This window comes from Kurthia populi, assembly GCF_042686175.1.
GTDB classification, from domain to species: Bacteria; Bacillota; Bacilli; order Bacillales_A; family Planococcaceae; genus Kurthia; species Kurthia populi.
The window spans coordinates 37,067-61,200 of record NZ_JBHUOR010000138.1 but is presented as its reverse complement, the minus strand read 5'-3'; the positions used below and the strand labels follow the sequence as shown (position 1 = coordinate 61,200).

Here is a 24,134-nt window from a genome sequence, read left to right as displayed (position 1 = left end):
CCTCCTAAAATTTAAATGCCATGCGACTTAATTCTCTTTTGACAGCACGTTCTGGGCTTTCAGATGTTTGGATTACTACCGATGGCTGGAATGTTTTTGAGTAATCATTGCTGATACTGCTACTACTATTATTCACTGTGGAAGAACCTTGCATCGTACTTACACTATTGGCTACGCTACCATATACGCCTTGCATTACACTCTGTACTTTAGCAGCAGTACCTTGTAGGCCGACAATAAATCCTTCATTTGTATATTCTCCTAATTGGCGCATAACACGCGATGGACTATGAATATCCAACTCCGATTGTGTTGTGTCAGTGATAATGGATGCAATTTCTTCGACCACAGACTTTAGTTCTTCCTTTTTCGACTGCATACCATCGATTAAACCTTGTACAGCATTAGCACCTATACTTGGCATTGCAGACAGCTCACTTTCGCTAACCTTGCGTACAGCCTTCATCGATTTTTGCCAATCCATTTGATATTGTGCAAGCTTTGTTTTTGTATCATCACGCATCTGGCTAACTTGTTTTTCAGTATCTAAACGTAAACCTTCTAGCTCTTTTGTAGCCTGTTGTCGTGCTAGTTGACTCTTGGTCTTCCACAATTCTGTATACTCGGTCAATTGCTCGTTAGATAGCGTTGTAAGCGCCTTGATTTGCTGTGCAGATTTTGGCCCCATTTCTTCTAATTCTTTTAACAGCCCACTATCTAGCCCGCGTTCGGCTAACGATGCAATGTCGTTCATCCAATCTTCAAGTGCATTTGTTTGTGATTGTAAGTTGCCCATCAACTGTTCGCCTGTTACCGTATCTTCACTTGCTGTGATTTCATCAAATAAACCTGCAAAGCTCACCAAAGATTTTGTGCGATCATCAAGCGTTTTATTATAGTCATCCCATAATTTCGTTGAGTTCGTTACATAATCTTCTTCTGCCTTTTTAATATTGTCTAAATACGTTTCAGTAGCCGCGAGGGTTTCTTGTTCAGATTTGTAACGTAGCTCTTTCAGTTTGTCTTGGATGCTTAAATATTCGTCGCTACCTTTTCTGAAGTTATCTAAACGATTTTCCCAATAGCGCACTTCCCACGCTAATGTTTTATCATCATATTTAACTTTGTCGTTGTAAGTAGCTTCATACTTTTTCAGACGTTCGGCTTCTTTTTGGAATGTTAAATCGGTGATTTTGTCTTGTACTGCAAGATATTCTTCGCTGTTCTTCTTAAACTTGTTTAAGCGTTTTTCCCAGAACTTGATTTGCTTGTTCAATGAAGCATTATTGTATTTTTCTTCATTGCTAATTTGTTTTTCGTAGCGTTTCAAATTATCCGCTGCGGCCGAATCTTTTAATTCTTTAATCTTGGCATTCAGCTCTGATTCCGAGCCTTTTACCTTACTGCCATAATCTTTTTTCATTTTTTGCAATGCGTTAATATACTGCTTATTGCTAATTAGATCCGCATTGTAATTGTTCTTTAATTCTTTTAAGCGAGTCGAATATTCACTTTTAATATTGGAAGTTTGCTTTTTATTCGCTTTATTAATTTCAACATCAATCTTTTTAATGCCATCAGCATAATTTTTGTATTCGGTTTTTAATTTATTCAGTTGATTGATGTATTCTTTTGTATCAATCTTGCCGGCATTATATTTAATCTGAACATTTTTTAAATCCTTCGTGAACTGGTCCTTGACTGCTTTAGCCTTTTTAGCTGCTGCTTGCTCGGATTTTTTATCTGCTGTAATACCTTTTGCAAGACCGGCATCAATATTTTTACCGATTTCATCGCGCATCCAACGTGACGGCGAGTGAATACCTAATGCGCCTTTGATTTTACTTTTGATGTTACCAGCAACTTCTTGAATAGCTGCGCCAACGGCACCTACTCCCGATTTGATACCATTGACCAAACCTTGAATGATATTTTTACCGATGCTCGACAAGTTAATGCTTGTTAAGAAAGATTTAGCAGCATTCCAACCGTTCTGAATCGCTGATTTAACACCATTCATTGCGCTTGATACAACTGATTTCAAGCTGTTAAATACACTCGTTACAATTGATTTGATGCCGTTGACAGCGCTTGTTACTACACTCTTAGCACCATTCCATGCACTTGTGATAACACTTTTCACAGCACTCATGACACTCGTAACAACTGAACGAACTCCGTTAAACCCTGAAGATACAACTGAACGAATACTACTTACCACACTAGAAATAACGGACTTTATTCCATTCCAGATACTACTAATGACAGATTTGATTCCATTCATTATGCTGCTGATAACTGAACGAATAGCATTAAAACCTGTACTTACTACTGATTTAATCCCATTCACACTTGCTGTAATTACGGACTTAATACCGTTCCATACACTGGATGTTACAGATTTGATTCCATTCCAAATACTTGTAACAACGGCTTTCATCGCATTAAATGCTGTGGAAATAACTGCCTTCGAGCCATTTGCATTAGAAGCAATAATCGATTTGATACCGTTCCAAACTGTTGTAGTTACACTCTTGATAGCATTAAATATAGTCGTCACAACATTTTTCACTGCATTGAATGCCGCTGTTGCAACACCTTTTAAGCTATTCCATATTGATGAAAGTGTTGCCTTAATGCCATTCCATACGCTACTAGCTGTTGCACTAATCGCACTCCAAACAGACGTTAGCACACTAGAAATGGCAGACCAAGCTGCTGAAAATACAGCGGAAACACCTGACCATAATGGCCCGAAAAATGTGACAAGTCCGGTCCAAATTGTTTGGCCAGCACTTACTATGGCAGTCCATATAGTTGTTAGTACTGTACTAATAGCTGTCCAAACAGTAGAAAATATGCTTGTTATACCCGTCCAAAGTGTCATGAAATACGGCGCAAGTAATCCGAAAATCGTTTGAGCTGCTGTTACAATACCTTGCCAAGCTAACTCTAGCGCTGCCTTTATTACAATCCATATAGCTGTAAACACAGTGGAAATGCCCGTCCATAATGTACTAAAGAATGCGGTTAGCGCTCCCCATGTAGTTTGGGCAATGCCGACTATACTTGTCCATACAGCGGTTAGCGCCGCAACGATACTGGACCATGCGCTTGATAGAAATGAACCTATCGCTGTAACTGTAGTCATGAAGATAGTTGAAATACTCGTCCACAGATTAGAGAAGAACTCTTTAATCGCTCCCCAATTGCTGTAAATTAATACGCCTGCCGCAACAAGCGCAACAATGGCCGCTATTGCTATTGCAATAGGTGCCGCAATTGCTCCGAATGCCACGCCTACACCTGCCATGAGCGTGCCTATGACGGTGAAAATTGGCGCAAGTGTCATAAACGCCGCAACGATTAATCCGATGACTGCAACAACGGCCGCAATAGTAGCTGCTAACGATTGATTATTAGAAATCCAATCAGCAATTTGTGCGATAAATTCAGCTACACTCGCAAGTACTGGTGCTAATGCTGTTTGTATATCAGTTAGAGCTTCACGAATACGAGTCATTGAATCCGCATTAATTGTATCGATATCAGCTTTTAATTTTTTCTGATTAGCTGATAAATTATTTGTAGCTGTGGAAGCATTGTTTAAGGTTTGTGTGATATTTGCGCCCTGGTCTTCCCACATGGTACCGAAAATTTCAGTTCCTAATGCATTCCGCAATGTATCATCTTCCACAGTAGATAACCATTTCGAAACTTCCGTCATGGCTTTCGAACCTTTTTTACCTCCTGCAGCTACATCATTGCCCCATTTTTGCATTTGCTCACTTGATACATCTGTTTTCTTTAATAATTCATCTAAAGATTTCGGCACTTCTTGGCCAAATTCCGCCATTCGTATACGGCCCTCTTTGATACCATCAAGCAAATTATCAATATTCCATGTACCAGTTTCGACACCAGCCGCCATAATCGCTTGAATTTCTTGAGCGTTATATCCTGCTTCATGTAACTGTGTGCCATATTCACTGATAATATCAAGCTGTTCGGCTGGGAAACCGACTTTAAGGAGAGCATTTGTCATGCCTAGCGCTTCTTCTTGTGTGATTCCCATGCTCTTACCCATCTCATATGATTCTTGGATAAGCTCATTAAAATCAATTGCCGAATACGCACTCGCTATCATACCGGCCCCTTTGACAATTGCCGTATTACTAGAATCGGACGCATCTTTATTTAATGCCCATTGTCGCTGTACGCCTTGTAGCGCTTCTTCTGCATCTACTCCGTATGCCGCCACGCCATTTATCGCGTCACGTACACTTGCTCTTGAACTCTCCGGCACGTCGAACATAATTTCAATTTTTGTATCTAATGTTGATACATCTAACGCTTGTTGCACAGTAGCCGCTAAACCACCTGCGCCAGCCAATCCTGCAAGACCTGCCTTGATACCATCGCCAATTCCTTCGACTGCACCAGTAGTCTGCTCGGCTTGTCGCTCAATATCTTGTAACTCTCGTTGTAATATTTGTAAATCTGATGCGCCCGAACCCGCTTGTTGAAGCGCTGAACGGAATCTATCTAAATCAGCACCGGCACCAAGTGCTTCACGCCCGATTTGTGTCAATGCTTGTTGTAATTGCTGACTGCTTGCACGTCCTTGTGCGATAGATGCAGTAAGTTGTGGACCTAAAACATGAGCAAATTCTTGAACGCTCGTTCCCGATGCTTCAAAGTATCTGCTTAGTTGTTGTGTCGCTTGTGCTACGCCTTGTTGCTCACTACGCGAACGTTGTAATGCAGAATTAAAACTACTTAACTGTGCTTCTGTTTGGCCAAGTTCACGCTGAAATGCGCGATATTCCGCTACACCTAAATCACCCCTTGCAAATGCCGCTTCTACTTCCTGTTGCGCCTGTTTCAACCCATCCAATTTTTGCTCGGTCTGTTGAATGCTTTGGCCAAGTAAATCTTGTTGCTGTCGCACTAATGTGATGTTATTAGGATCTAATCGTAATGCAGCTTGCACTTGTTTTAATTCGGCGGTTAATCCACTTGAAGCCGCTTCGACACTTTGCAGCGATGCACGTACATTATCTACAACCGATGGCACAGGCGTAAGCTCATTGCGCATCTGTTGAATGTCATCCGCTACTTGGGCAATCGAGCCACCTTCTCCTACTTGCTGTAGTGCAGTACGAAAACGTTCGACATCAACATCGGCTCCTACAGCAGCTTGGCCAATTTTCGTAATCGCTTGGTCAATTTGTGCGGCAGAGGCCGTTCCATTTTGTATAGCTGTCGTTAATTTATTCCCTAATACATCCGCAAAGTCTGCTACAGTAGTGCCCGTTGCATTGAAATAAGTTTCTAAATCTTGCGTGTTACGAGCCAAGTCTTGCATAGTTTGTTGAGATTGTTGCAACTGTGTTCGTAGCCCATTTAATTGACCTTCTGTTGATTGTAATTCACGTTGGAATGCTCGATACTGTTCGACACCTAATTGGCCAGATTGAAACTGCTGCTCTACTTGTGACTGTACACTTTTTAATTGCTGTAGCTTTTGCGATGTTGCAGCAATACGTTCACCTAAAATTTGTTGTTGCTGTGCGATAAGCGTCGTATTACCAGGGTCAAACTTTAAAGCGCGCTGTACTTCCTTTAATTCATTTTGCAGACTTTTTGATTGTCTATTTACATCACTTAAAGCTGTTTCAAGACCTGTTGTGTCGCCGCCAATCTCTACCGTAATCCCTTTGATTCTGCCAGCCATTCTCCCACCATCCTTTCGACAAATAAAAAAAGAGCGTTATTAACGCCCTTTGAGTTTTTCAATATCAGCCTGTGTCGCCTTGCGTGACTGATTTTCTTTGTCTGATGGATGATGAAGATCTTGATATGCATCAATGTAATCGAGTGCCATTCCAACGGTCATCATCTCCATATCAGCATATTGCAGCTTAGCAGTTCGACACAAAGCTAAATAAACTTCGGTATTAAATTCAGTTATTTTTTGTTCTTCTTGCCCTGCTTCACCGGTTTGTTTTTTTTAGCGCCTGCATTTAATGAATCTACTAATAAATTAACGACTTGTGGCATCACTTCAAACACATCAAATTCATCAAATTGTAGCAGCCATTCATCGCGTTCTGGAATTGTACGGTCCGCAAACCAAGCGAGCACATACACAATGTCATATAAAATATCGATATTTAAATCCTCAAATGACTTAGCATGTTGCATATTTTCAACTACTTTTAAATCTTTAAAAATGTCGCGCTTTGTTAATTGTTTATATTTAACAGGAAAAAGAGCATTCGCTTCAAAGCGAACACTCTCCTTCCCAATTTTAATTTTTGTCATGTCAATAGCCTCCTAATGCTAGATTTCTGGAATTTCCACTGGCTCTGTTACTTTGGTATAGAATGCGTCATATACAGCTTGTGGGGTTTCTGGACCCGTTACCCACTTAATCGCACCATCAGCGCGTGGAGTCGCTTTAAACGGCAATTCAACCGTATTTACTTCTGTAGAATCTTCTTTTGTTTTAGAAGATGTACCAGGGCGATTTGCGCTCACGTTGTAGTAAACAAAACGGTCTGCTTGTTGGTCGCCATCAATTTCGAATAAAAGCGCAAATGGTTTAATTTTTGCATTCGCATTTTCGTATAAACCACCGTTTACAAGCGTGTAACCTAAAATATCTGTGTAAAATGAAATTGGTAATTTCGCAAAGTTAAAGTTACCTTCATAACCTTGATTGGCAATTGCTTCATAAAAGTTAATATCATCCGCAAAGAAGCTTGATGATTCACCTGCTGGATCTGTAGACATTTCTGTAGCACCCGGAATGCGTACCGGCGTACCATAAGTAACTTTATCTTCTACTGTTTCAGTGATTGGCGCATAGTGTACGTTTTTCAAGCCAAACGTGACTTTGTTTTCTTTTTTCATTATTGTTCCTCCTAAATTGTTAAATAGTACGTGCGTTTAAACACGCCTTCTTCCTCAATAAAAATTTCATCTGGGTCCTCATAAAAGATTTCATGATTATCCAGTAGTGTTTCTAGTTGAATTTCTAATGCTTCATCTTTTTCAGCCATATAAAGCTCAACATCTACATGCTTTTCTTTGTAGAATACTTTGTTGTCAGCACCTACCGTACTGTCGGAATCATTCAAGTAAACAATGAAAGGCAATGGTTGCCGACTTTCAAAATGATGATAAGCCACCGGTAAATTTAGCGTTTGAAGAATGTTATAAAGCTGTTGTAACGTCATCCTCCCAGCACCTCATTTAGACCATTTACAAACCGCTCAATAGCTGCCTGTTCAACAGGTCGGATATGTGGAATGGCTGCAACACGTCCACCATTAACTTTTGCATGACCTTTTTCAAGTAAATGTGTCAGCTGATATTTAGTGTTATAAATAACAAAACTTGTCCCTACTTTTTTCACACGCCAGCTCTTTGCATATTTACCGCTCCGCTGTGGGCTTGTACTTTTCAAAGTGGTAGCACCTTCATTAGCTGTTCTTTCCGCTAATTCTTCTACATTTTCTCTAGCAAGTTGAGCATAGCGATTGAGTTCTTGCATAATTGCATTATTTAGTTGACTGATTTGCACCGCTTCTCACCTCACAATAAAGTTCAATAAAATCACCATTTTCAAACGTCCGATAAATACTGTAAATCTTTTGATCATAACGGATATAGAGTTCTTCATCATAGTCCAATAAATGTACTTTAAACATTGCAGACGGACGCAAACCCGATTGACCAGCCGTAAAATATTCCGTTCGAGTAATACTTTTCTTCTTACAAAATACTTCATTAGCAACAAACGTCTTTCTTTCCTGTCCTAATGAAGTTTTAACGATTTGCTCTTGCAACAATTCCGCTACGTCATTAAGTGTATCCATTGTAATCACCTGCTAACGCTAGACTGACTTTCAACATGTCATACGAAGCTTGATATTTATCGCTTGCTTCTCCTGCCATACCATATGAAGCTTTACAATATAGCTGTATAGCTCGATAAATTAAAGCATCATCCACATCTAGTTTATGAATGCCTCCAAGCTTCAAATCGATTAATGCAGCTTCAATTGTTGCTAACAATTCATCGTCTAGCTTGTCATGTTTAATACGCAGACTCGTTTTAATTTTCTGAAGTAGTTGGTCCATGTCGCTGTACCGCTTCTAACAAAGCTTCTTTCTTCATTTTGTTATAACCTTCGATACCTAAGTCTTTAGCCATTTGTTTTAACTCGATATAATCCAATTCCTCAACAGATGGCTTTTCATCGACCAAGAAACCTTTTTCAATCAAAAAAGCAACACGTTCTGAATCACTTGATTCATACGTATTGCCTTCGTTATAGCCAATAAAAGTTTTCTTATCAATAAATGCTTTTAATACGCGATATTTCATCATTCACACCTCCTAAATAGCAGCTGCTTTACTTAATACAACTAATGAGCCATTATCAACCGATTTTCCGTCTGCAATCATAATTGCTTTTGTCACAAGATCGTCCGTTTCGTTATCCTCATACTTTTTAACGCCCATTTGGTAGTTCGTATTTAAAATATAGTCTTTGAAGTTGTATAAGAATGCAAATGGACTGCCTGTTTCAGCTGAATCGAATGAGTCTAAGTAATTGCATAGCACTACGCTACGACCAAGTAAAGAGCGCTCAATCGCTCCTGCAATACCATAGTTTACACGTCCAATTGGTTGGCCATTTTCATCTTTAATGCTTGCCATCTTCATGAACGTTTTCTTTGTCATCACATAGACTGCATTTGTTTCGTATTCTAATGGTAATGCTGCCTCTGCATCGACTAATGTTTGATATTCCATTTTGGCCACATCTAACGCCTGTCCTTCATTCGGTGTTTCAGCTAAAATGCCTTTCGGTTTGCCAATACCGTCGCCTGAAATAATAGCCTGTTCAAGTGCAATCGTCATCGCTTCAACGATATTGTTTACTAATACTTGTTCAAAAACAGCTAGTGCCATCGTTTCGACTTCTAATGTTACTGCTACAGCGCAACGTAATTTATGATAGTTAAATGTAATTGAGCCTGTTGTTTTCTTCTGCTTCGCCGAGCCGCTACCTTCTGCTACCCATGTTGCTACTGGCTTAACAGTGGATGTCGGAATTGTAAGGCCACCTTTAAACGCTGTATTCGTAATAAGCGGTAAGATCATACCTGATGCATCTAGCTTTTCAATAATGCGATTTAGCACCGTTTGCGGAATGACCGAGCCAATGTCACCAGTACTTGTTGTTTCACGTAATTCAGTTGGAATAGGTGCATCACGTAATACAAAATCCATGAATGCATTTCGATACGCTAATTCTGCTTCTTCTGGCGAACGTTTTTCTTGTTGCCCTGTCATGTTAAACGTACTGATCGTACGAGATTCTAACTCGCCGTTGTTAATTTGCTCTGCTTGATGCATTAACTTCTCACGTTTTTCAATCGTTTCGTATTCTTCATCTAGCTCACGTAATTCTTTTTCAAAAGCGTCTAAATCAACGTTATCATTGCTTTCTAATGCAGAACGAATTTCTGTCTTGCGCTGTAAAATTTCTTTTAATCGTTTATTCATGCCTTCACCTCTATAGGAATGTTTTTAATAATAATTTTTGTCGGCGCTCTTGTCGCTCCTTCAATTCCATATGCTCTTGATACGGATCATGTGAACGCGCCGCCACTTGTGAATCTGGATAAGCTGGGAATGCTACTGGCGAAATTTCGAGTAACTTTGCTTTCGTAACAGTCCGAACAACATTATCTGGGTCTGATTCGTCCCATTCTTGCTTTAACATACTAAACCCGAATGAAACCCCATCAACATCGCCACGCTTAATTGATTTATAAGCATCGTCACCTAATGTTGTATCCGGTAAATCAAGCTCAAAACGTAATCCTAAATCATCTTCAAACAAACGTAGCGTTCCGTTTTTAGTACGTCCTAACACTTTAGATGTATCATGGGACCACAACGCCTTTTGGTCATCATTCGTTAATGATTCCGTAAAAGCTCCACGTTTAAATTGCTCTTTAAATCGTTGAAAATAGCCCATTGGTACGGACTTCATTTCCCATTTAACCGCATAGCCTGTTAATACACGTTGACCACCTTCATCCTCACGAATCTCCACCTGATTCGTCGTCAAATTGCGTTTCTCCGTTGCTTCCATCCTTCTCACCTCCCTTCTTGGCATTAATTTCAGCTGTATCTAATCGGCGAATTGCTTTATCTCCACCTTCAATTGGTCCTAATGATAAAATTGAGCGCCATTCATTTGGTGTAAGCGCTCCTCTATCTACCATTTGTACAAGGTTCATTTTTGTACTCATAGAAGCATATTGTAGACTTGCTGCTTCAAAAATAATTCTGTTGCCAAATCCGCGCTCTTTTCTCGTAAAGAGTCGTCGTGTATACTCATTGGCAAATTGCATCGCATCAGGCTCAATTTGTGCCTCGTAGTAAGCGTTCCATTCATCTTCGGTATAATTCGACTGTACAATTTTCTCATTTGTGTTAAAAAATGAATAAATACGTTTTGTCGTATTATCCACTTGCTTTTCATTAGGCACATACGCGTCATTTTTCACTTGTTGAAGATCATAACGAGTATCTGCAGCTGCGGCCCCTCCACTATTTCTATCAATCGATAAATAGTTTTCAGTGAACCGCTTCACTTCGTTCTCCATATCTTTCGGCTGTAAAATCGTTTTAAACTTCATTAGCCATTTGATAGAAGCACTATTTTTAATTGCTTTTACAATCCCTTGATCAGCAGTTGAAACAATTTCTAATGAATCTTTCAACGCTTCTCCAGGATGTGTACCGAAAAAGTCATCTTCGTTAAAATCATTTCTTAAATGGATAATGTCAGCATAAGGAACTGTCATTCGCTGGCCATTTAAAAATAAAAAGCGTAGAAATATTTCTCCGCTCGGCCCTTCTTTCAATTCGATACTTGCAGCAGGAATCGGATAAATTTCAAGTGGCCATCCTCGCTCATCTCGCTTAATATATGCAAATGCATTATTGTTAAGCGCTAACTGAGTAGCCATCTTTTCTTGAAATACTTGTCCTGTCATTAATGGGTTAGGTTCCTCCAATAGGAATCGAATATTTACATTTGGATTTACTTTAAATTCCTTGTCGTTTTGCCTAATATGTTTCGCCGTAAGCTTCCCAATTGCTTTTACTTTTGGTCGAATAGCTGAACGAATAATATCAGACCTATAAAGCTTTCCATCCCATTGAAAAAAGCCATCACCAGCATCCTGAATCAATTTAAATTGATTGCTCAAATGCGATTCTGACTTTTTACCAAACATTTTTTCAAATAGCCCCATGATTCACCTCCTGAAAAGGTATAATATTTATGGTAATAATTAGTATGAAAGGAGTATTTTTATCTATGCTTATTGGCGAATTAAAAAGAAAAATACCTTCTAAATTGACTCATTCAGAAGATTTCTTAACATCATCTATATTTGGTACATTACAGTATCTTTCTTCCCCTTTCTTCATTCAACAAATATTAAGCGAAGCCATCAATATTCAAAATGAGCCATTCGTGTTGCCTCCGCTCATTAGGAAATGTGAATATACATTTTGGCCTCGTCTTGAAAAAAGTGAACCCGATTTACTTCTAAAGCTAACAGATGATGACAATTTTATTTATCTAGTCTGTATTGAAGCCAAGTATCACTCTGGTAAGTCTAGTTCAGAAGATACTAGTGTAGAAATATCAGAGCGTATGAACCATCAAAGAGACCAACTTGCTAAAGAGGTAGAAGATTTAACAAGTGACTATTGTTTAAATTTACTAGGAGTAAATCGTAATTCATTAAAAAGCGCCAAGTTATTTTACTTAACAAAAGATACTCACTTTCCTACAGACAGTATTGAAACTAGCGCAAAATTTGTGAATTCCCCGTCATACGGATTAAATGATTTTTATTGGCTATCTTGGAGTACTATTTATCACGCACTCGCTCAAATTAATCTAACGGACAGCATTTGCACATATCAAGATCAATTATTAATAACCGACTTGAAAGCCTTGCTAGTTCATAAAAATCTGCAATGCTTTAATGGATTTCTAAAGCAAATTACTTTTGTTGAGAAAAGTTTGTATCCAAGCAACCTACTTTTAAACAAATTTAAATCAGTTTCAAAATCTAATTGGAGATATGGAGACTCATTAACATGAATGAAAATGATATTTTAGCAATCTCAATTGAAAATGTGATTAATTTAATTAACAATTCTATTTTATTAATTAGAGAATTCGATAAAGAGCTTAAAAAGCTAGGATACTCACCTTATGACGAAAACAATTTAGGGAATATGACATCAAATTTTATTCATCAAAATCCATCAGATGAAGTAACCATATTTCCAAAATATATTTCTCGCACTTATACAGAAAATTATAGAAAAAAAAGCAAAAAAATAATTCAAATTAGTATCCAATTTTACCATGAAAAACAGCATAATCTGGCCCCTCAAATAATTAGTTCTGTCATCGTTATACCACTATCTCATTCTTCAAAATACGAATCTTATTGGATAGCAGACATTGCTTTTAAATTCAATAATTATGATGATTTATTAAAGAATGGAGAAATTAATCGTTTTAAAGATTCCAGTAATTTCTTAAACATTTTTTGGTTCAATGATCTTATTAAATTTAACAATCCTACAGACGTTAAAAATGAATGTCTTAAGATCCAAAAAGAATTTGAAAACGCATCTATTTAATTTCTTTAAGCCGTACAGATTATTGCTGTACGGCTTTTTTAAATCATCTGCAAATACTCAGCGTTTTTATCTTGCAAAATCGTATAAGCATTTAATAGCGCTGCGGTACCGTCAATACGTCGACGTTGATTCTTTGTCTTCGTCGGTTGGATATTTAAATTCTTATCCATTTCGATAGCTGTATTCGACAAACACCATTTATCTATCGGATTGTTGTTGTAAACGATCGTATTGGCTTTTAAATCGGCTTTCAGGTTGTACATCGGTCCTGATAAGGTCTTTTTCCCTTGGTGAACAGGAATCATTGCCTCAGAGCCAAAATGACCTTTCATATCTTCCACCCAATATTCTGCTGACCATGCATCATAGCCAATCCAAGGTAAATAAATGCCATGCTCATTACGTTGCTCTAAATACCATTGCGTCACAAACTTTGGATGTACTTTATTGCCAGGTGTAACGCGCAACAAACCGCGCTCATGCCATAAATCATATGGAATACGGTCTTCTTTTGCTCTCGCCTCAAGCAATTCCTCTGGTAACCAATACATTTGATTCACATAAATGTGCGGATCACCTTTCACCATAAAAATAACTTTAGCGGCAGTTAAATCTGTCGTCTTCGATAAGTCTGTACCGCCGATGCCGTATTTAGGCTTCAACTGCTGTACATCAAACATAGCTGTATTATTGAGTTCCTCAAATGTTAGCCACGCTTCGCTTGTCGTTTCAGGTACGTTAAAGTCTTTCGTGACAAGATTCTTTACTAGCATTGGATTAGACTTTGCTTTATTGACTTTAGTACGCAGCGTATCGCGACGTTTAATCGTATCAAGGCCGGGATTCGCTTTTTGCCAGGCGTTCTCGTCCATCCATTCTTCACGCTTATCCAATTCATAAATGATTGGTAAGAAACGTTCATCCTTATAACCGTCTGGATCTGCTAAACCATTCAACAGCATAACTGCTTCATCGTATTTCATATCATAAACAGATTCTCGAATGGTGCCAGCCGTTGTAATCATAAAAATAAGTGGCTGCTCTCTCGCTGAAGTACCATCGACGATAACGTCATACAAATTTTTATCTTTCCAAGCGTGAATTTCATCCATCAACGCGCCATGAACGTTCAAGCCATCAAGTGTTTCACTATCGGAGCCAAGCGGTTTAAAAGTGGAATCATTAAAATCTGCTCTCAATTCTGAAACTAACGGCTTAATTCGTTTTCTAAGCGCTGGAGATTTATTTACCATTCGTTTAGCATCAGCCCAAACTAACTTTGCTTGGTCCTTCTTAGTAGCCACAGCATAAACTTCTGCGCCCGGTTCACCATCAGCTGTTTGTAAATACAACCCTAACCCAGATGCAATAGTTGACTTGCCATTTTTACGAGCAACGACTAACAATACTTCTCGGTACTGCCTCGTTCCATCGATTTTATGAACAAACCCAAAAGAAGCCGCAATAAAAGCTTGTTGCCATAGTTCAAGTTCAATTGGCCGACCTCCCCATTTACCTTTACTGTGCTTACAGAAGTTTTCAATAAACTCAATGGCATGGTTTGCTCGTTCAGCTCGGTACTCAAACTCACCAATTGGCTCATAAATTTTTTGTACTAAGTGTTTATAAATTTGCTTAACCTTTGTCCCTGCAACAATCTCGCCCGTTTCGATTTTGTTGTAGTAATCAATAATAGGGTTATAAGCAACTGGATAACGTTTAAGCACGTCGATTCACAAAATCATCAAAGCCATCACTTTCAGCTTTCTTCGCCACTTCTTTTGGAAGCAAGTCTGTGAGCTGCTTAATGATAGATTGATAGTTTTTGTTCATTTGCTGATACTGGCGAGCAACGGGACGCTCTCTTTCATATGGCTCTTGATCACCTTGCCTAAACATTTCTACAAAACCATTGGCATCCAAATCTACTTCCATATCTTCAAGGCTCGCTCTCATAAAAGCAGCACGTCGAATAAGACCATCCGCTACTGCTAATTTATCTTTTTGAATATCCTTATAATTCCGCTTCAATCGACGTTCCTCTTTGATAATTCGTTCTGCTTTTGTTAATTCTTTTTTCTTCGGCACAAAATCACCTTCTTTCTTGGGGAGGGGGGTCACGCGCGAAACCTATGTATCACGTGAGCCTCCCCTCTCGGTCCCATGTTTACGGGCTTTTTAATCATTTATAGGGGGGCTTCCTCGTTAGAAAAATCCTCAATAAATTTAGTAAATACTTTTTTAGATAAAGAAATTGTCGCTTCACGCATTTGTTTCGGTGAAAATTCATCTTGGATCTTGTCAAAACAATTATGCAGATAGCACACCTGCTGCTGCGTCAATCCCCATTGCTTCTCCAACTCTGGCAACGATGCGACTAATAAGCTGGCCATTATTGCGCTTTGTAGACTATCGAGTTCCATCAGACTCACCTACCCTAATCAAGTTTCCTAGCTCATCAAATGCCACGCCCTGACGCACCGGACTATATTTCTCATGGTGCTCTTGGTTGTGACACGTTTGGCATAAATACTCTAAGTTCATATGGTTCAACGTAATCTCTGGGTCATGTATGTTGCTGCTGTTGATGTGTACCTTGTGATGCACAATCTTTCCCGGCTCTTTGCAGCGTTCGCATAAGCCATGCACCTGTACGATGTATGCTGCACGACACTTACGCCATGCCGCACTCTTATATAGCTTCTTAGCTTCATGTGTATGCTCTAGCATACGCACCATCCTTTATATGTTTGTTCATTATTCATCAATACAAAACAGCTACTAAGCCTTGCTAACATACTTAATAGCCGTTTAATTAGGGAGAAAATTCTAGTCGAAAGGATTGCTCCTTTCACTATATACGTGTTCTTGCATACCTATACCGCGTGAATGTAACATATCTAGCAGAGTGTTGTATTCACTAACATGGCTACAAACCTTGATGTATCAACATTCCTAAAAAAAGTTTTATTTGAATGTAACAAGCACCCTCGTTATGTTGTATTAGAATAAGCACAAAAGATAACGGTTGCTGTTATATCAACAACGAACCGCACTCAATACTTTTATTTATGTAGATGCATAATGATATTATCTACTTGCTCTTGTTCAATCCCTATATATCGTAATGTAATCGTCTGGTCATCATGGTTAAAGATACGCATCAGTGCACCCACATCTTGATTAGACTTTTGATAAAAGCGATAGCCGAATGTCTTGCGTAATGAATGCGTTCCAATGTCGCCTGTATAACCAATTGCTTTCGCTGCTTGCTTCAATATACGATATGCTTGCACACGATCTATTGGCTGCTGCTTACCAGTCTTAGTACGCTTTCGACTCTTTATCAAATACTCATTGTCTTTCATCCCTTTAATATAATGCTCCAATGCTTTTTTTAATTCATAATTAATGACTACTTGATTAAACTTACCGGTCTTTTCCTCAAATACTTTCACACTATCTTTATTACGCACATCTCTTACTCTCAATGGCAGAATATCTGAAACACGTAATCCAAGGTTCACACCAAGCATAAACATAATATAGTCGCGCTCATTCTTAGCGTATAAATAATCCGCGAACTCTTGTAACTGCTCTTTATCTTTAATTGGCTGTACAAATCTCATAGCATTACCCAACCTTCTGCTTGTATTTTTTCCTTACAGCGCGCCAAAGCTTTCTGTACAGTTGAACGATTCATATTTAATGTTTGCGCAATTTCTCGATGTGTATATTGATTGGCTGCCAATACAAATACAGCACGTTCCTTTTTGTTGAGTACCTTCAATATCATTTTCACAATGCGTTCCTTATGCTGCTCTCGTTCCACTTCTTGCTCTGTTGATTCATGCTCAAACACTAAAGTGCCATCTTCAATTACTTGCTGAAGAATCGACGGATCTACACTAACCTCTCGCTCATACCCTGCACGATTCTCTACACCACGCGTTGTACCCGGTTGTCGACATGTTGTCATCCACTCAATCGCATACTTCAAATTGCTAATCCAACTACGAATTGTAACCATTTCACCTTTTAAAAGATTTTGTTGCTCTTCATTTTCTGTATTCCCTAACTTAATCTGCGTTTGTTGCAGTAGCTGCTGCGTTTCTTTTAACGTCATTTTGTATTCGATTAACAAATTCATTCTGTCATCTCCTTTTGGACAAATAAAAAAGAGGACAACAAATGAAAGCAGCGTTTTGCTACTAACATTTGTTATCCTCCAGAGGGCTGGTGGGATATTCCGTACTATTATTTCTCTTGAATCTGTTTAACTTCTAGTATAGGTCTTATACTTAAGGATTCTTCACCATCTAAATCTTTGCCTACCTGCCAACTTTTCATTGTGACTGTATACTTATAACTATATTCTTTATTATTAATGTCATTGCACTTAATATTAACATCCAATATAGGTGCAACAAAATTTTCATTTCCTCTAAACATCCCTACGCAATGAAGATATAAAAAATAAAGATAGCTACTTGGTAAAGAAACTACATGTTTTTTATTATTAAAATCCATAAATAAAATTTCTTCTTTTTTTGTAATATCTAAGTAATTTTCGTGTTTTTCATCATCATATTCAAATGTGTATAGTAAAAAATCATCACCATTTTCATTTTTAATCTTCTTGATTGATGATTCATCATACTCTACATAGGCAAAGCCGTTAATTTCCACGCCAATATAGTTTTCAACATTTCTTGTTGTTGCAATTACTTCGATATCTTTCGCTATACCTTTATGAATATTAATTATAGGGAAAGATAATTCTTGAAAAGATGCTAATGCTCCTTCATAAAAATCAAGTTCTTGGTTATTCACTACAATTTCTTTATGAGGCTCACTAATTTCATCCTCAATTAGAGAAAATTCTATCGGTGTAGTATCTAATAATAGATAAGGTTTTCTTTCCATTTCCCACTCAGCTTTTTGTAAATCCAAATTTTTCTTAACTAATTTCACATTTCTAAAAGTTACTATTGCTGTACCTATAGTTGCAACTGCACCTACAACTGCAATCCATTCTTCTACATTCAAAATTCTTCTCCCTCATTCCATCTGATTCTTTTCACCTTTCCTCCATGTGTCACAATATTGGTCTCCGCAAAAGCTGGCAATTCACTTAACTTTGCTTTGCCATCACTGATGACAATCACACATGTTGGTGGTAGCTCCATTATATCCAACTTTAGGTTATTTGCACTATCTAATTGTACTTCTTTTAGTCTCACATTTTCTTCCCCTATGCTATAATAGTTGTGGGTATATAGCATAGTAACGCACAAAAGAAGTGGCGGCTACCACTTCTTAGACCTGGCATCAGACTTTATTGTTTGATGCCTTTTTATATATTCTGGTCCATTTTCGAAATAATTTTTGATATACATTAACGCTGCTGCTCCCGTTTTAAATGTTTCCTCAAATTCTTTGGCGCGAACTGTAAGCATTTTTTCATTTCGTTCAATATCACAAGTGACTGTAATGATTGAATCACCAATTTGTAATTTCTCAATGTTACGCATAATCAGCTCAATATCTGTAATTTGTTGTAGCACCGAAAATATGGATAGCTGCTGCATTTATTATTCCTCCACAAATTCAGCTTTTTCAGCCCACTTTAAAAACTCTGGAATATTCAAAGCTGTTACTTTTCTTTTTGAACGCTTGGTCATGTATGCGATGAACATATGATCTGCACCATATAAAATACGTTCCGTTTTACCTTTACGTAAAATTTGGCCACGCTTGCATTTATAAATCTTTACCAGTAACTCTTTTTGTTGTTCATTCAGCTCTTCTCGTGCATTCGCAAATTCGATAAGCACTTCTAGCATCGTTTTTTGTTCCTGTAATTCATCCATTCCCTATCCCTCCAATCGAACCGCCACTTGATAATTTTTCTTGCGAATCTTCGGCGGCTCTCCGTAAAATAAATTTTTTAGCTTCTCAACATCAATTCCTGTCTGCTGTACGAGCTGTTTGAGGTTTCCCTCACCAATTAGCCTATTATCGTCAAAAACCTTGTATACGCCCCGTTTTACACGTTTAGCATGCAATTTATGCGATACTGACGCTTTCTGTTCCTCCATACGCGCAATATGCCCTGGCATAGAGTAGTTGTAAATGGTGCGCGGCTTTACACCTCTTTCAGCAGCGATTTCCTCTAGCGTACCGATGGCCAATAACGCCTCGCCCTTATACAATGCGTATTCACCTGTCTCCACAAAAATCACCTGCCCCGTTGAAATTCCATTAACACCGCAAAGGCTCCGTAATAAAAGCCTTCACACTTCATTTCGCCTATTTGGAGCCAACCTCGCTGCTCTCTGTCTTTCACTTTCAGCTGTAGCGCATAACGTGTACTGGCTCTAACAATTTGTCTTAATGGCTTATGCATGATACACCTTACGCAAACGATGATTTAAAAATGGATCTTCTGCTATCGTCACTAAGTAGCTGCTACACATTTCAAATAAGCGTGAGCCAATCGCATCGTTAATTTGTAGCAACATTTCAAAGTCCAATTCGCAAGATAATAAAATCGACTTTTTGTTGAGGTAGCGATAGTTAATGATTTCGTACATTCGTTCTTGCGCCCACTCACTGGCACGCGGAACTTTTGTCGTTTTACCATTTACCATTTTTGTTACTGGCTTGAATAGATCATCTAAAAACCATACATCTGCTTGCTGCGCCTGATGAATAATCTTATCTTTTAACGCAAATTCATTTTCGCGCATCTTTTCCATCACTTCTGCGAACGGAAAGTACATTACCGAAATATTTTGTTGTAAGAGACCATTTGCAATAGCAGAAAGTAAATGCGTTTTACCAGAGCCAACTTGACCTACAAGTGCAATGCTGTTTTCCATTTCATTACGAATTTCAGCAAAGTTGTTATAGTATTTCAGCGCTTCATTTCGCATTTTGCTAATAATTGGTGCATGGCCTTCTATATCAAAGTTTTTAAAGCCTTTCTTTTGAAATTCACTTGTAATTTGTGAATTAGCGATAAGACGTTCAATTTGCTTTTGCTGCTGGCAACTACATGAAACCCAATTTTCATTTTTCATTGGCTGACGTTTATAAACTGGCTTGTTAAATTCATCTAGGACAGCTTTGCCATCTGCATCTTTTTCGATTGTTGAATAAAACGTAACTGGCTCACATTCTTCAATCCAGCCACCTTCGTCTTTGCAAACGTTGCACTTATACTCAATTTGAGCAGAATCCTCGGAGACTTGGTGCGCTTTCTCCTGTAGCGCTACCATTACTTCCTCGAATGTTTTCATTGCCTTTCACCCTTTCGTTTAAATAGCCTTCGAATTTTGTACCGAATAAAGTTTGTGGTCGTAAATATTTAGCAAACTCATTGTTTAACCACGTAGACACTTTGTTATCGATGACTTTATAAAAATCCTGTTCTGTAAAGCCTTCGTTAAAACGAGCTTTGATTAATTGCTGTGTGGCTTTTGAAGTGGCTCGATAAGATGTTTGAGCCTGTTGATTTAAATACGCGAGAATAGATTGATAAGGTATCGTGTCGGACTTGTCCGGCACAATATCTTTCTTTTCTTTATATCTTTCTTTTTCTTTATCTTTATCTATATCTAATTCTTTATCTATATCTGTTGCGTGACTGTCACGTGACGGAACGGGACCCAATTTAATTAGTTTTTCTTTCTCACGTTGCCTTCTTTTCCGCTCACGATTTTGTAATCTTACTCGGTCCATTCCATCAATATTCTGATGGATTTCCCAATTTTTAATGCGCATTGCATCGCCGTCCAACTCAATCATTCCGTAGCGTTGGAACGTTTGTAGCGCTAGGCGGACCGTATTAATATCGCGGTTGAAAATGGTCGCCATTTCTTCGGCGTTCATTGGTATATTTTCTGTTAGCATGATAAATCCATTTTGATTGGCCTTACCTGCAGCAGCGATTAACTTCACCCAAATAACGATGATTGTATCGGCTGCCGGCAAAGCTTCAATAAGCTTAATTTTGTCATTCTCAAACATATCTGTTTTGAGTTTGACCCATGTTATCTCTGACATTTTTAAATCTCCCTACTTCGTGCTATAATGAGTGTGTGTGTTAGACATTTAACTTTTTTTAAGTTGAGTGTCTTCTTTTTTTGCCTTTTTTCCAATGACCCATACGGCGATGAACAATAATACGAGACAGATGAGCGTTAATTTCATCATGTCCGGTGACACAATAGACAATGTGCCAAGCCCGACTGCAGCCATTAAAACAACCTCGCCATAAAACTGCACCATTTCCCCTACCGTTGATTCTTCATCAAAGAATAGCGCGTGTACGTGTTTCACGAATTATCACCTCCATTTCAATGCCTAGCTCACTCATACGCTTCACAATCGCGATTAAGCGTTTATGTTGCTGATATACTTTTTGAAGGCGTACAAGCTCTGCAATCGCTTCATTTTGCTGTACCATAATTTCTTGCGATGTTGCCATATCACTTCGATGTACAGCGACAAGTAACTTTTCTTGCAATTGTTCAATGTGCTGCATCAGTTCTAAAGCTTCTGGCGCATCTTCTGTGCGATAATATTGAGTCATATGCTTAAACCTCCACGTAGCCGGAGCTTTGCAGAGAGCGATAATGCTGCGCCCATACATCGGTATAGCTAATGCCTGTTTCCATACATATAACCGCTACCAAATGTGCCATCGCGGTTTGCGCCTCCACCAGTTCTTCCAAGGCTTCTCGCACCGACTGTAGTTCATACGGTGTTAAGTTGACTAATGGCTTCGCTAGGCTTGTATTGCGCAGCTTATGAATCGCTTCTTCCAATTCCTCTAACGTTTTTTCCTTCACGCTAGATCGATGCAAGTCCACATTTGGACCATCCAACCAAATAGGTCCGGTCCCCGTATATTCGTGACCTAATGTAATAGCAAATTCCGGATTATTGAATTTTTGCATGAACCCATTGCTTACATCTACTGGCAACTTCGTTCGGTCATTTTCATATTTTGAAATACTTTCTCGTGATACATTCAATTCTTCTGCTAAATTCTGTTGATGTGTGGTGCCACGCATTTCGCGTATCAATTTATTTACTTTTTTCACAATAAACTCCCCTTTCAAATTAAAAATTCCCATAAAACTATATTTTCACCAGTAGGTGTACCATCACTAGCACACCTAGCAGTTATACTTAACGTAATGCATCAATAATGACTGTATTTTCTTCAATCCATTTAAATACAGCTTCACGTGGATAACGCGCCTGCACATCCTTTAAACGAGGAAATGAGGTGTTACTTGTTAAGCGATCTACTGTAGGTAAACTAATTGATAAAATTTCCGCTAAGTGTTCGCGACGTAATACCATTGGATAACCTAGCGTTTTTTGACCATCCTCTACTCCTTTTTCATAAGCTTCTTTAATAAGAAGCTGAAATTTTTGAAGTACGAATTGCTCATTTAACACTTGTAATTCTTTTGTAGCATCCATAAAATCACTTCTTTCTTATATTTAATAAAAATTTATCAAAGGATTCCTTACTCTAATGTTGAATATAGCTAAAGGAAGGAGGTGTTAATATGACTATGACTCCATTAACATCTAGTAATTTAGTTGCTGCCGGATATGAAGCTAGTTCACAAATCTTAAGAATCCAATTTAAAAATGCAACTTATGATTACTTTGGTGTTCCAGAATTTATTTTTCAAAATCTTTTAACTGCTGACTCGCATGGTAAATATCATGCTGCACACATTAAGAATTCCTATCATTATCAACGTGTTTAACTTTTGTTAAAAGTTTGTTAAGAAAATAAATTTGCCCTTTGCCAGTAATTTTAGTCGTGCGTGTAATACGCACACTGCCATCTGGCTTTGGTATGGTGCGCTCTACAACCTCAAACCAACCTCTTTCGACTGCGTATTGAGTTGGTTCGTTGTAGTGCGCGCCTTTTTTGCCTAAATAACCATGATCACGCAACCATTTAAATAAATTATTTTGCCCGATGTGTAAGCCATTCTGTGTAATTACTTTTGCAAGCTGACCAATCAAAATCGACGAATTACTTGCTTCGACTGCATCTGCAAAGAAAATTTTTGGCTTTTGCTGCTCAATAACGACCTCTGCTTGCATACGCTTCGCACGTTCCTCTTTCAACTGCGTAGCAATTTGAATGATTGTGTCTGGATCAGTGAGTACTTTTTCGATTGTGTCAGGAGTTAGATGTGCTCCCGTTTTACGAATATTAGGTAAGACTTCACTTGTCACCCAGCGTTTAAATACTTTGGCTGTTGGAAGTTTGGAACCAAATATTAACGCATATATTCCTGATTCATTGATAACTGTGAATGTTTGCTTACCGCCAAGGGTGTCACATTTCGTTACTCCCTTATCTTCTTCATCTACATGGTCTTGCACTGCTTTACGTGAATTTGTATAACCCAGTGTTTCAGCAACATCTTTTGCCACAAAAAATGGTTCATCATTAATCAATACAGTTCTTACTTGATTATTTTCAAATTCATAAATTTCTAATTGATTCATAAAATACCTCCAAAATTTCTATTTTAGCAATCTTTTTCTGAAAAAAAGTCCATAATTGAACAGTTTAAAACGAACGCTAACATAGGCAGTTGATTTGCTTTAAAAGCATGATCACCTTTTTCATGCTTCATATATGTTGATGCGCTCTTATAATCTAACGCATCCGCAAGGTCCTGTAATGTTTTTTTCTGTTCGATTCTTTGTTTTTTTATAGATTTCAAATTTAATTCTAACAATCTTCCCACCTCTCTACGTTGCTGTTTTAGCAACTCATTAGATTCATATTATCATTGCTAAAATAGAAATTCAAGCATTATTTTTTCTATTTTAGCAATTTACATATTTCCAAAATAGAAAAATGGTAAACTAAAACTAATGAAATAAGGAGTGATGATCACATGAATATTGGTGACAACATCATTTACTTACGCGAGCGCAAAGGCTGGACACAACGCGAACTAGCTAAAAGAGTCGGCTTAAATACTAGTGTAATGAATCGTATAGAATCTGGAGAACGTCCTGCAAAGGATGAAGAAATTGTAAAACTAGCTAACGTTCTCGACACCACCACAGATTTTCTACTAGGTCGTTCGGCAAAACTAGATTCACAAAATAAACAAAAAGAATTTGAAGCTTTTGCTAATGATCCAACTTTAGAAAAATGGTATAAAGAACTTCCAGAATCTAAAGAAGAAGATTTGCGTAAGCTGCGTAAGATGTGGGAAATTTTGAAAGATAATGAGGAAATTTAAAGCAGCACAATTAAGTGCTTCTTTTTTCAAATAAGATATAGGTAAAAATAATTATTAAATTT

At 38.1% G+C, this 24,134-nt stretch carries 35 protein-coding genes; 4 read left to right on the top strand and 31 right to left on the bottom strand.

Features of this window, described 5'->3' with window-relative positions; genetic code table 11:
- Positions 1-4: 4 nt before the first annotated feature.
- From ACFSY7_RS18030 to ACFSY7_RS17975, 12 genes are all read right to left on the bottom strand, one after another.
- Positions 5-5,737: a hypothetical protein gene (locus ACFSY7_RS18030; protein WP_380149020.1), complete on the bottom strand. Its 5,733-nt coding sequence runs from the start codon at positions 5,735-5,737 to the stop codon at positions 5-7.
- Positions 5,738-5,776: 39 nt separating this feature from the next.
- Complete coding sequence (locus ACFSY7_RS18025; RefSeq protein WP_380149018.1) at positions 5,777-5,902, bottom strand: hypothetical protein; 126 nt, start codon at positions 5,900-5,902, stop codon at positions 5,777-5,779.
- A 68-nt stretch (positions 5,903-5,970) separates the two neighbouring features.
- Entirely contained in the window at positions 5,971-6,327 is a 357-nt protein-coding gene (locus tag ACFSY7_RS18020) for a hypothetical protein (RefSeq protein ID WP_380149016.1), read from the bottom strand.
- An 18-nt stretch (positions 6,328-6,345) separates the two neighbouring features.
- A complete protein-coding gene (locus ACFSY7_RS18015; protein ID WP_380149014.1) occupies positions 6,346-6,918 on the bottom strand; it encodes a major tail protein in 573 nt (190 codons plus the stop codon).
- An 11-nt stretch (positions 6,919-6,929) separates the two neighbouring features.
- The gene (locus ACFSY7_RS18010; RefSeq protein WP_380149012.1) at positions 6,930-7,244 is read right to left on the bottom strand and encodes a hypothetical protein; all 315 of its coding nucleotides are present in this window, start codon (positions 7,242-7,244) and stop codon (positions 6,930-6,932) included.
- A complete protein-coding gene (locus ACFSY7_RS18005; protein ID WP_380149010.1) occupies positions 7,241-7,561 on the bottom strand; it encodes an HK97 gp10 family phage protein in 321 nt (106 codons plus the stop codon). The genes ACFSY7_RS18010 and ACFSY7_RS18005 overlap by 4 nt, the downstream gene beginning before the upstream one ends.
- Before the next feature lie 7 nt (positions 7,562-7,568).
- Entirely contained in the window at positions 7,569-7,886 is a 318-nt protein-coding gene (locus ACFSY7_RS18000) for a phage head closure protein (RefSeq protein ID WP_380149008.1), read from the bottom strand.
- Positions 7,873-8,151 carry a head-tail connector protein gene (locus tag ACFSY7_RS17995; RefSeq protein WP_126990574.1) on the bottom strand — a complete coding sequence of 93 codons (279 nt, stop codon included), beginning with the start codon at positions 8,149-8,151 and terminating at the stop codon, positions 7,873-7,875. The genes ACFSY7_RS18000 and ACFSY7_RS17995 overlap by 14 nt, the downstream gene beginning before the upstream one ends.
- Positions 8,126-8,398, bottom strand: a complete 273-nt coding sequence (locus ACFSY7_RS17990) for a Rho termination factor N-terminal domain-containing protein (protein WP_380149007.1) — start codon at positions 8,396-8,398, stop codon at positions 8,126-8,128. The genes ACFSY7_RS17995 and ACFSY7_RS17990 overlap by 26 nt, the downstream gene beginning before the upstream one ends.
- A 12-nt stretch (positions 8,399-8,410) precedes the next feature.
- Positions 8,411-9,586 (bottom strand): phage major capsid protein, encoded by a 1,176-nt coding sequence (locus ACFSY7_RS17985; RefSeq protein ID WP_380149006.1) that lies wholly within the window; start codon positions 9,584-9,586, stop codon positions 8,411-8,413.
- Positions 9,587-9,596: 10 nt separating this feature from the next.
- Entirely contained in the window at positions 9,597-10,181 is a 585-nt protein-coding gene (locus tag ACFSY7_RS17980) for an HK97 family phage prohead protease (RefSeq protein ID WP_380149005.1), read from the bottom strand.
- Positions 10,129-11,352, bottom strand: a complete 1,224-nt coding sequence (locus ACFSY7_RS17975; RefSeq protein WP_380149004.1) for a phage portal protein — start codon at positions 11,350-11,352, stop codon at positions 10,129-10,131. Before ACFSY7_RS17975 ends, ACFSY7_RS17980 begins: the two co-directional genes overlap by 53 nt.
- Positions 11,353-11,417: 65 nt before the next feature.
- Between ACFSY7_RS17975 and ACFSY7_RS17970 the strand changes: the two genes are divergently transcribed.
- Both ACFSY7_RS17970 and ACFSY7_RS17965 read left to right on the top strand, forming a co-directional pair.
- Positions 11,418-12,215 (top strand): hypothetical protein, encoded by a 798-nt coding sequence (locus tag ACFSY7_RS17970; RefSeq protein WP_380149003.1) that lies wholly within the window; start codon positions 11,418-11,420, stop codon positions 12,213-12,215.
- Positions 12,212-12,766: a hypothetical protein gene (locus ACFSY7_RS17965; protein WP_380149002.1), complete on the top strand. Its 555-nt coding sequence runs from the start codon at positions 12,212-12,214 to the stop codon at positions 12,764-12,766. The genes ACFSY7_RS17970 and ACFSY7_RS17965 overlap by 4 nt, the downstream gene beginning before the upstream one ends.
- A gap of 38 nt (positions 12,767-12,804) precedes the next feature.
- Here the strand turns inward: ACFSY7_RS17965 and ACFSY7_RS17960 are convergent, their stop codons facing one another.
- From ACFSY7_RS17960 to ACFSY7_RS17880, 17 genes are all read right to left on the bottom strand, one after another.
- Positions 12,805-14,493 (bottom strand): terminase large subunit, encoded by a 1,689-nt coding sequence (locus ACFSY7_RS17960; RefSeq protein ID WP_380149001.1) that lies wholly within the window; start codon positions 14,491-14,493, stop codon positions 12,805-12,807.
- A complete protein-coding gene (locus tag ACFSY7_RS17955) occupies positions 14,486-14,854 on the bottom strand; it encodes a hypothetical protein (RefSeq protein ID WP_380149000.1) in 369 nt (122 codons plus the stop codon). The genes ACFSY7_RS17960 and ACFSY7_RS17955 overlap by 8 nt, the downstream gene beginning before the upstream one ends.
- A gap of 98 nt (positions 14,855-14,952) precedes the next feature.
- A complete protein-coding gene (locus ACFSY7_RS17950; RefSeq protein ID WP_380148999.1) occupies positions 14,953-15,159 on the bottom strand; it encodes a hypothetical protein in 207 nt (68 codons plus the stop codon).
- A 16-nt stretch (positions 15,160-15,175) separates the two neighbouring features.
- Complete coding sequence (locus tag ACFSY7_RS17945) at positions 15,176-15,496, bottom strand: HNH endonuclease (RefSeq protein WP_380148998.1); 321 nt, start codon at positions 15,494-15,496, stop codon at positions 15,176-15,178.
- 335 nt (positions 15,497-15,831) lie between these two features.
- On the bottom strand, positions 15,832-16,395 hold the full coding sequence (locus tag ACFSY7_RS17940) for a site-specific integrase (protein ID WP_380148996.1): 564 nt from the start codon (positions 16,393-16,395) through the stop codon (positions 15,832-15,834).
- Entirely contained in the window at positions 16,392-16,916 is a 525-nt protein-coding gene (locus ACFSY7_RS17935) for a sigma factor-like helix-turn-helix DNA-binding protein (protein ID WP_380148995.1), read from the bottom strand. Before ACFSY7_RS17935 ends, ACFSY7_RS17940 begins: the two co-directional genes overlap by 4 nt.
- A gap of 107 nt (positions 16,917-17,023) precedes the next feature.
- A complete protein-coding gene (locus ACFSY7_RS17930) occupies positions 17,024-17,815 on the bottom strand; it encodes a hypothetical protein (protein ID WP_380148994.1) in 792 nt (263 codons plus the stop codon).
- A complete protein-coding gene (locus ACFSY7_RS17925) occupies positions 17,812-18,009 on the bottom strand; it encodes an XtrA/YqaO family protein (RefSeq protein WP_380148993.1) in 198 nt (65 codons plus the stop codon). Before ACFSY7_RS17925 ends, ACFSY7_RS17930 begins: the two co-directional genes overlap by 4 nt.
- A 66-nt stretch (positions 18,010-18,075) precedes the next feature.
- Positions 18,076-18,357 carry a hypothetical protein gene (locus tag ACFSY7_RS17920; RefSeq protein WP_380148992.1) on the bottom strand — a complete coding sequence of 94 codons (282 nt, stop codon included), beginning with the start codon at positions 18,355-18,357 and terminating at the stop codon, positions 18,076-18,078.
- A 3-nt stretch (positions 18,358-18,360) separates the two neighbouring features.
- Complete coding sequence (locus ACFSY7_RS17915) at positions 18,361-18,639, bottom strand: hypothetical protein (protein WP_126990589.1); 279 nt, start codon at positions 18,637-18,639, stop codon at positions 18,361-18,363.
- A gap of 3 nt (positions 18,640-18,642) precedes the next feature.
- Entirely contained in the window at positions 18,643-19,011 is a 369-nt protein-coding gene (locus ACFSY7_RS17910) for a hypothetical protein (RefSeq protein ID WP_380148991.1), read from the bottom strand.
- Between the two features lie 156 nt (positions 19,012-19,167).
- Entirely contained in the window at positions 19,168-20,070 is a 903-nt protein-coding gene (locus ACFSY7_RS17905) for a DnaA ATPase domain-containing protein (RefSeq protein WP_380148990.1), read from the bottom strand.
- Positions 19,994-20,836, bottom strand: coding sequence for a phage replisome organizer N-terminal domain-containing protein (locus ACFSY7_RS17900; protein WP_380148989.1), 843 nt, complete (start codon positions 20,834-20,836; stop codon positions 19,994-19,996). Before ACFSY7_RS17900 ends, ACFSY7_RS17905 begins: the two co-directional genes overlap by 77 nt.
- A gap of 48 nt (positions 20,837-20,884) precedes the next feature.
- Complete coding sequence (locus ACFSY7_RS17895) at positions 20,885-21,112, bottom strand: hypothetical protein (RefSeq protein ID WP_380148988.1); 228 nt, start codon at positions 21,110-21,112, stop codon at positions 20,885-20,887.
- Positions 21,084-21,365, bottom strand: coding sequence for a hypothetical protein (locus ACFSY7_RS17890; RefSeq protein WP_380148987.1), 282 nt, complete (start codon positions 21,363-21,365; stop codon positions 21,084-21,086). Before ACFSY7_RS17890 ends, ACFSY7_RS17895 begins: the two co-directional genes overlap by 29 nt.
- Before the next feature lie 4 nt (positions 21,366-21,369).
- Complete coding sequence (locus ACFSY7_RS17885) at positions 21,370-21,849, bottom strand: helix-turn-helix domain-containing protein (protein WP_380148986.1); 480 nt, start codon at positions 21,847-21,849, stop codon at positions 21,370-21,372.
- A gap of 118 nt (positions 21,850-21,967) precedes the next feature.
- Positions 21,968-22,267, bottom strand: a complete 300-nt coding sequence (locus tag ACFSY7_RS17880) for a hypothetical protein (protein ID WP_380148985.1) — start codon at positions 22,265-22,267, stop codon at positions 21,968-21,970.
- An 89-nt stretch (positions 22,268-22,356) separates the two neighbouring features.
- Between ACFSY7_RS17880 and ACFSY7_RS17875 the strand changes: the two genes are divergently transcribed.
- Positions 22,357-22,563: a KTSC domain-containing protein gene (locus tag ACFSY7_RS17875; RefSeq protein ID WP_380148984.1), complete on the top strand. Its 207-nt coding sequence runs from the start codon at positions 22,357-22,359 to the stop codon at positions 22,561-22,563.
- On the opposite strand, the gene ACFSY7_RS17870 is transcribed toward ACFSY7_RS17875, so the two are convergent.
- Both ACFSY7_RS17870 and ACFSY7_RS17865 read right to left on the bottom strand, forming a co-directional pair.
- A complete protein-coding gene (locus ACFSY7_RS17870; RefSeq protein ID WP_380148982.1) occupies positions 22,532-23,320 on the bottom strand; it encodes a phage antirepressor in 789 nt (262 codons plus the stop codon). The two genes, ACFSY7_RS17875 and ACFSY7_RS17870, sit on opposite strands and share 32 nt — an antisense overlap.
- A 23-nt stretch (positions 23,321-23,343) precedes the next feature.
- Positions 23,344-23,556: a helix-turn-helix domain-containing protein gene (locus ACFSY7_RS17865; protein ID WP_380148981.1), complete on the bottom strand. Its 213-nt coding sequence runs from the start codon at positions 23,554-23,556 to the stop codon at positions 23,344-23,346.
- Between the two features lie 162 nt (positions 23,557-23,718).
- On the opposite strand from ACFSY7_RS17865, the gene ACFSY7_RS17860 reads away from it, so the two are divergent.
- Positions 23,719-24,072 (top strand): helix-turn-helix domain-containing protein, encoded by a 354-nt coding sequence (locus ACFSY7_RS17860; RefSeq protein WP_380148980.1) that lies wholly within the window; start codon positions 23,719-23,721, stop codon positions 24,070-24,072.
- Positions 24,073-24,134 lie beyond the last annotated feature (62 nt).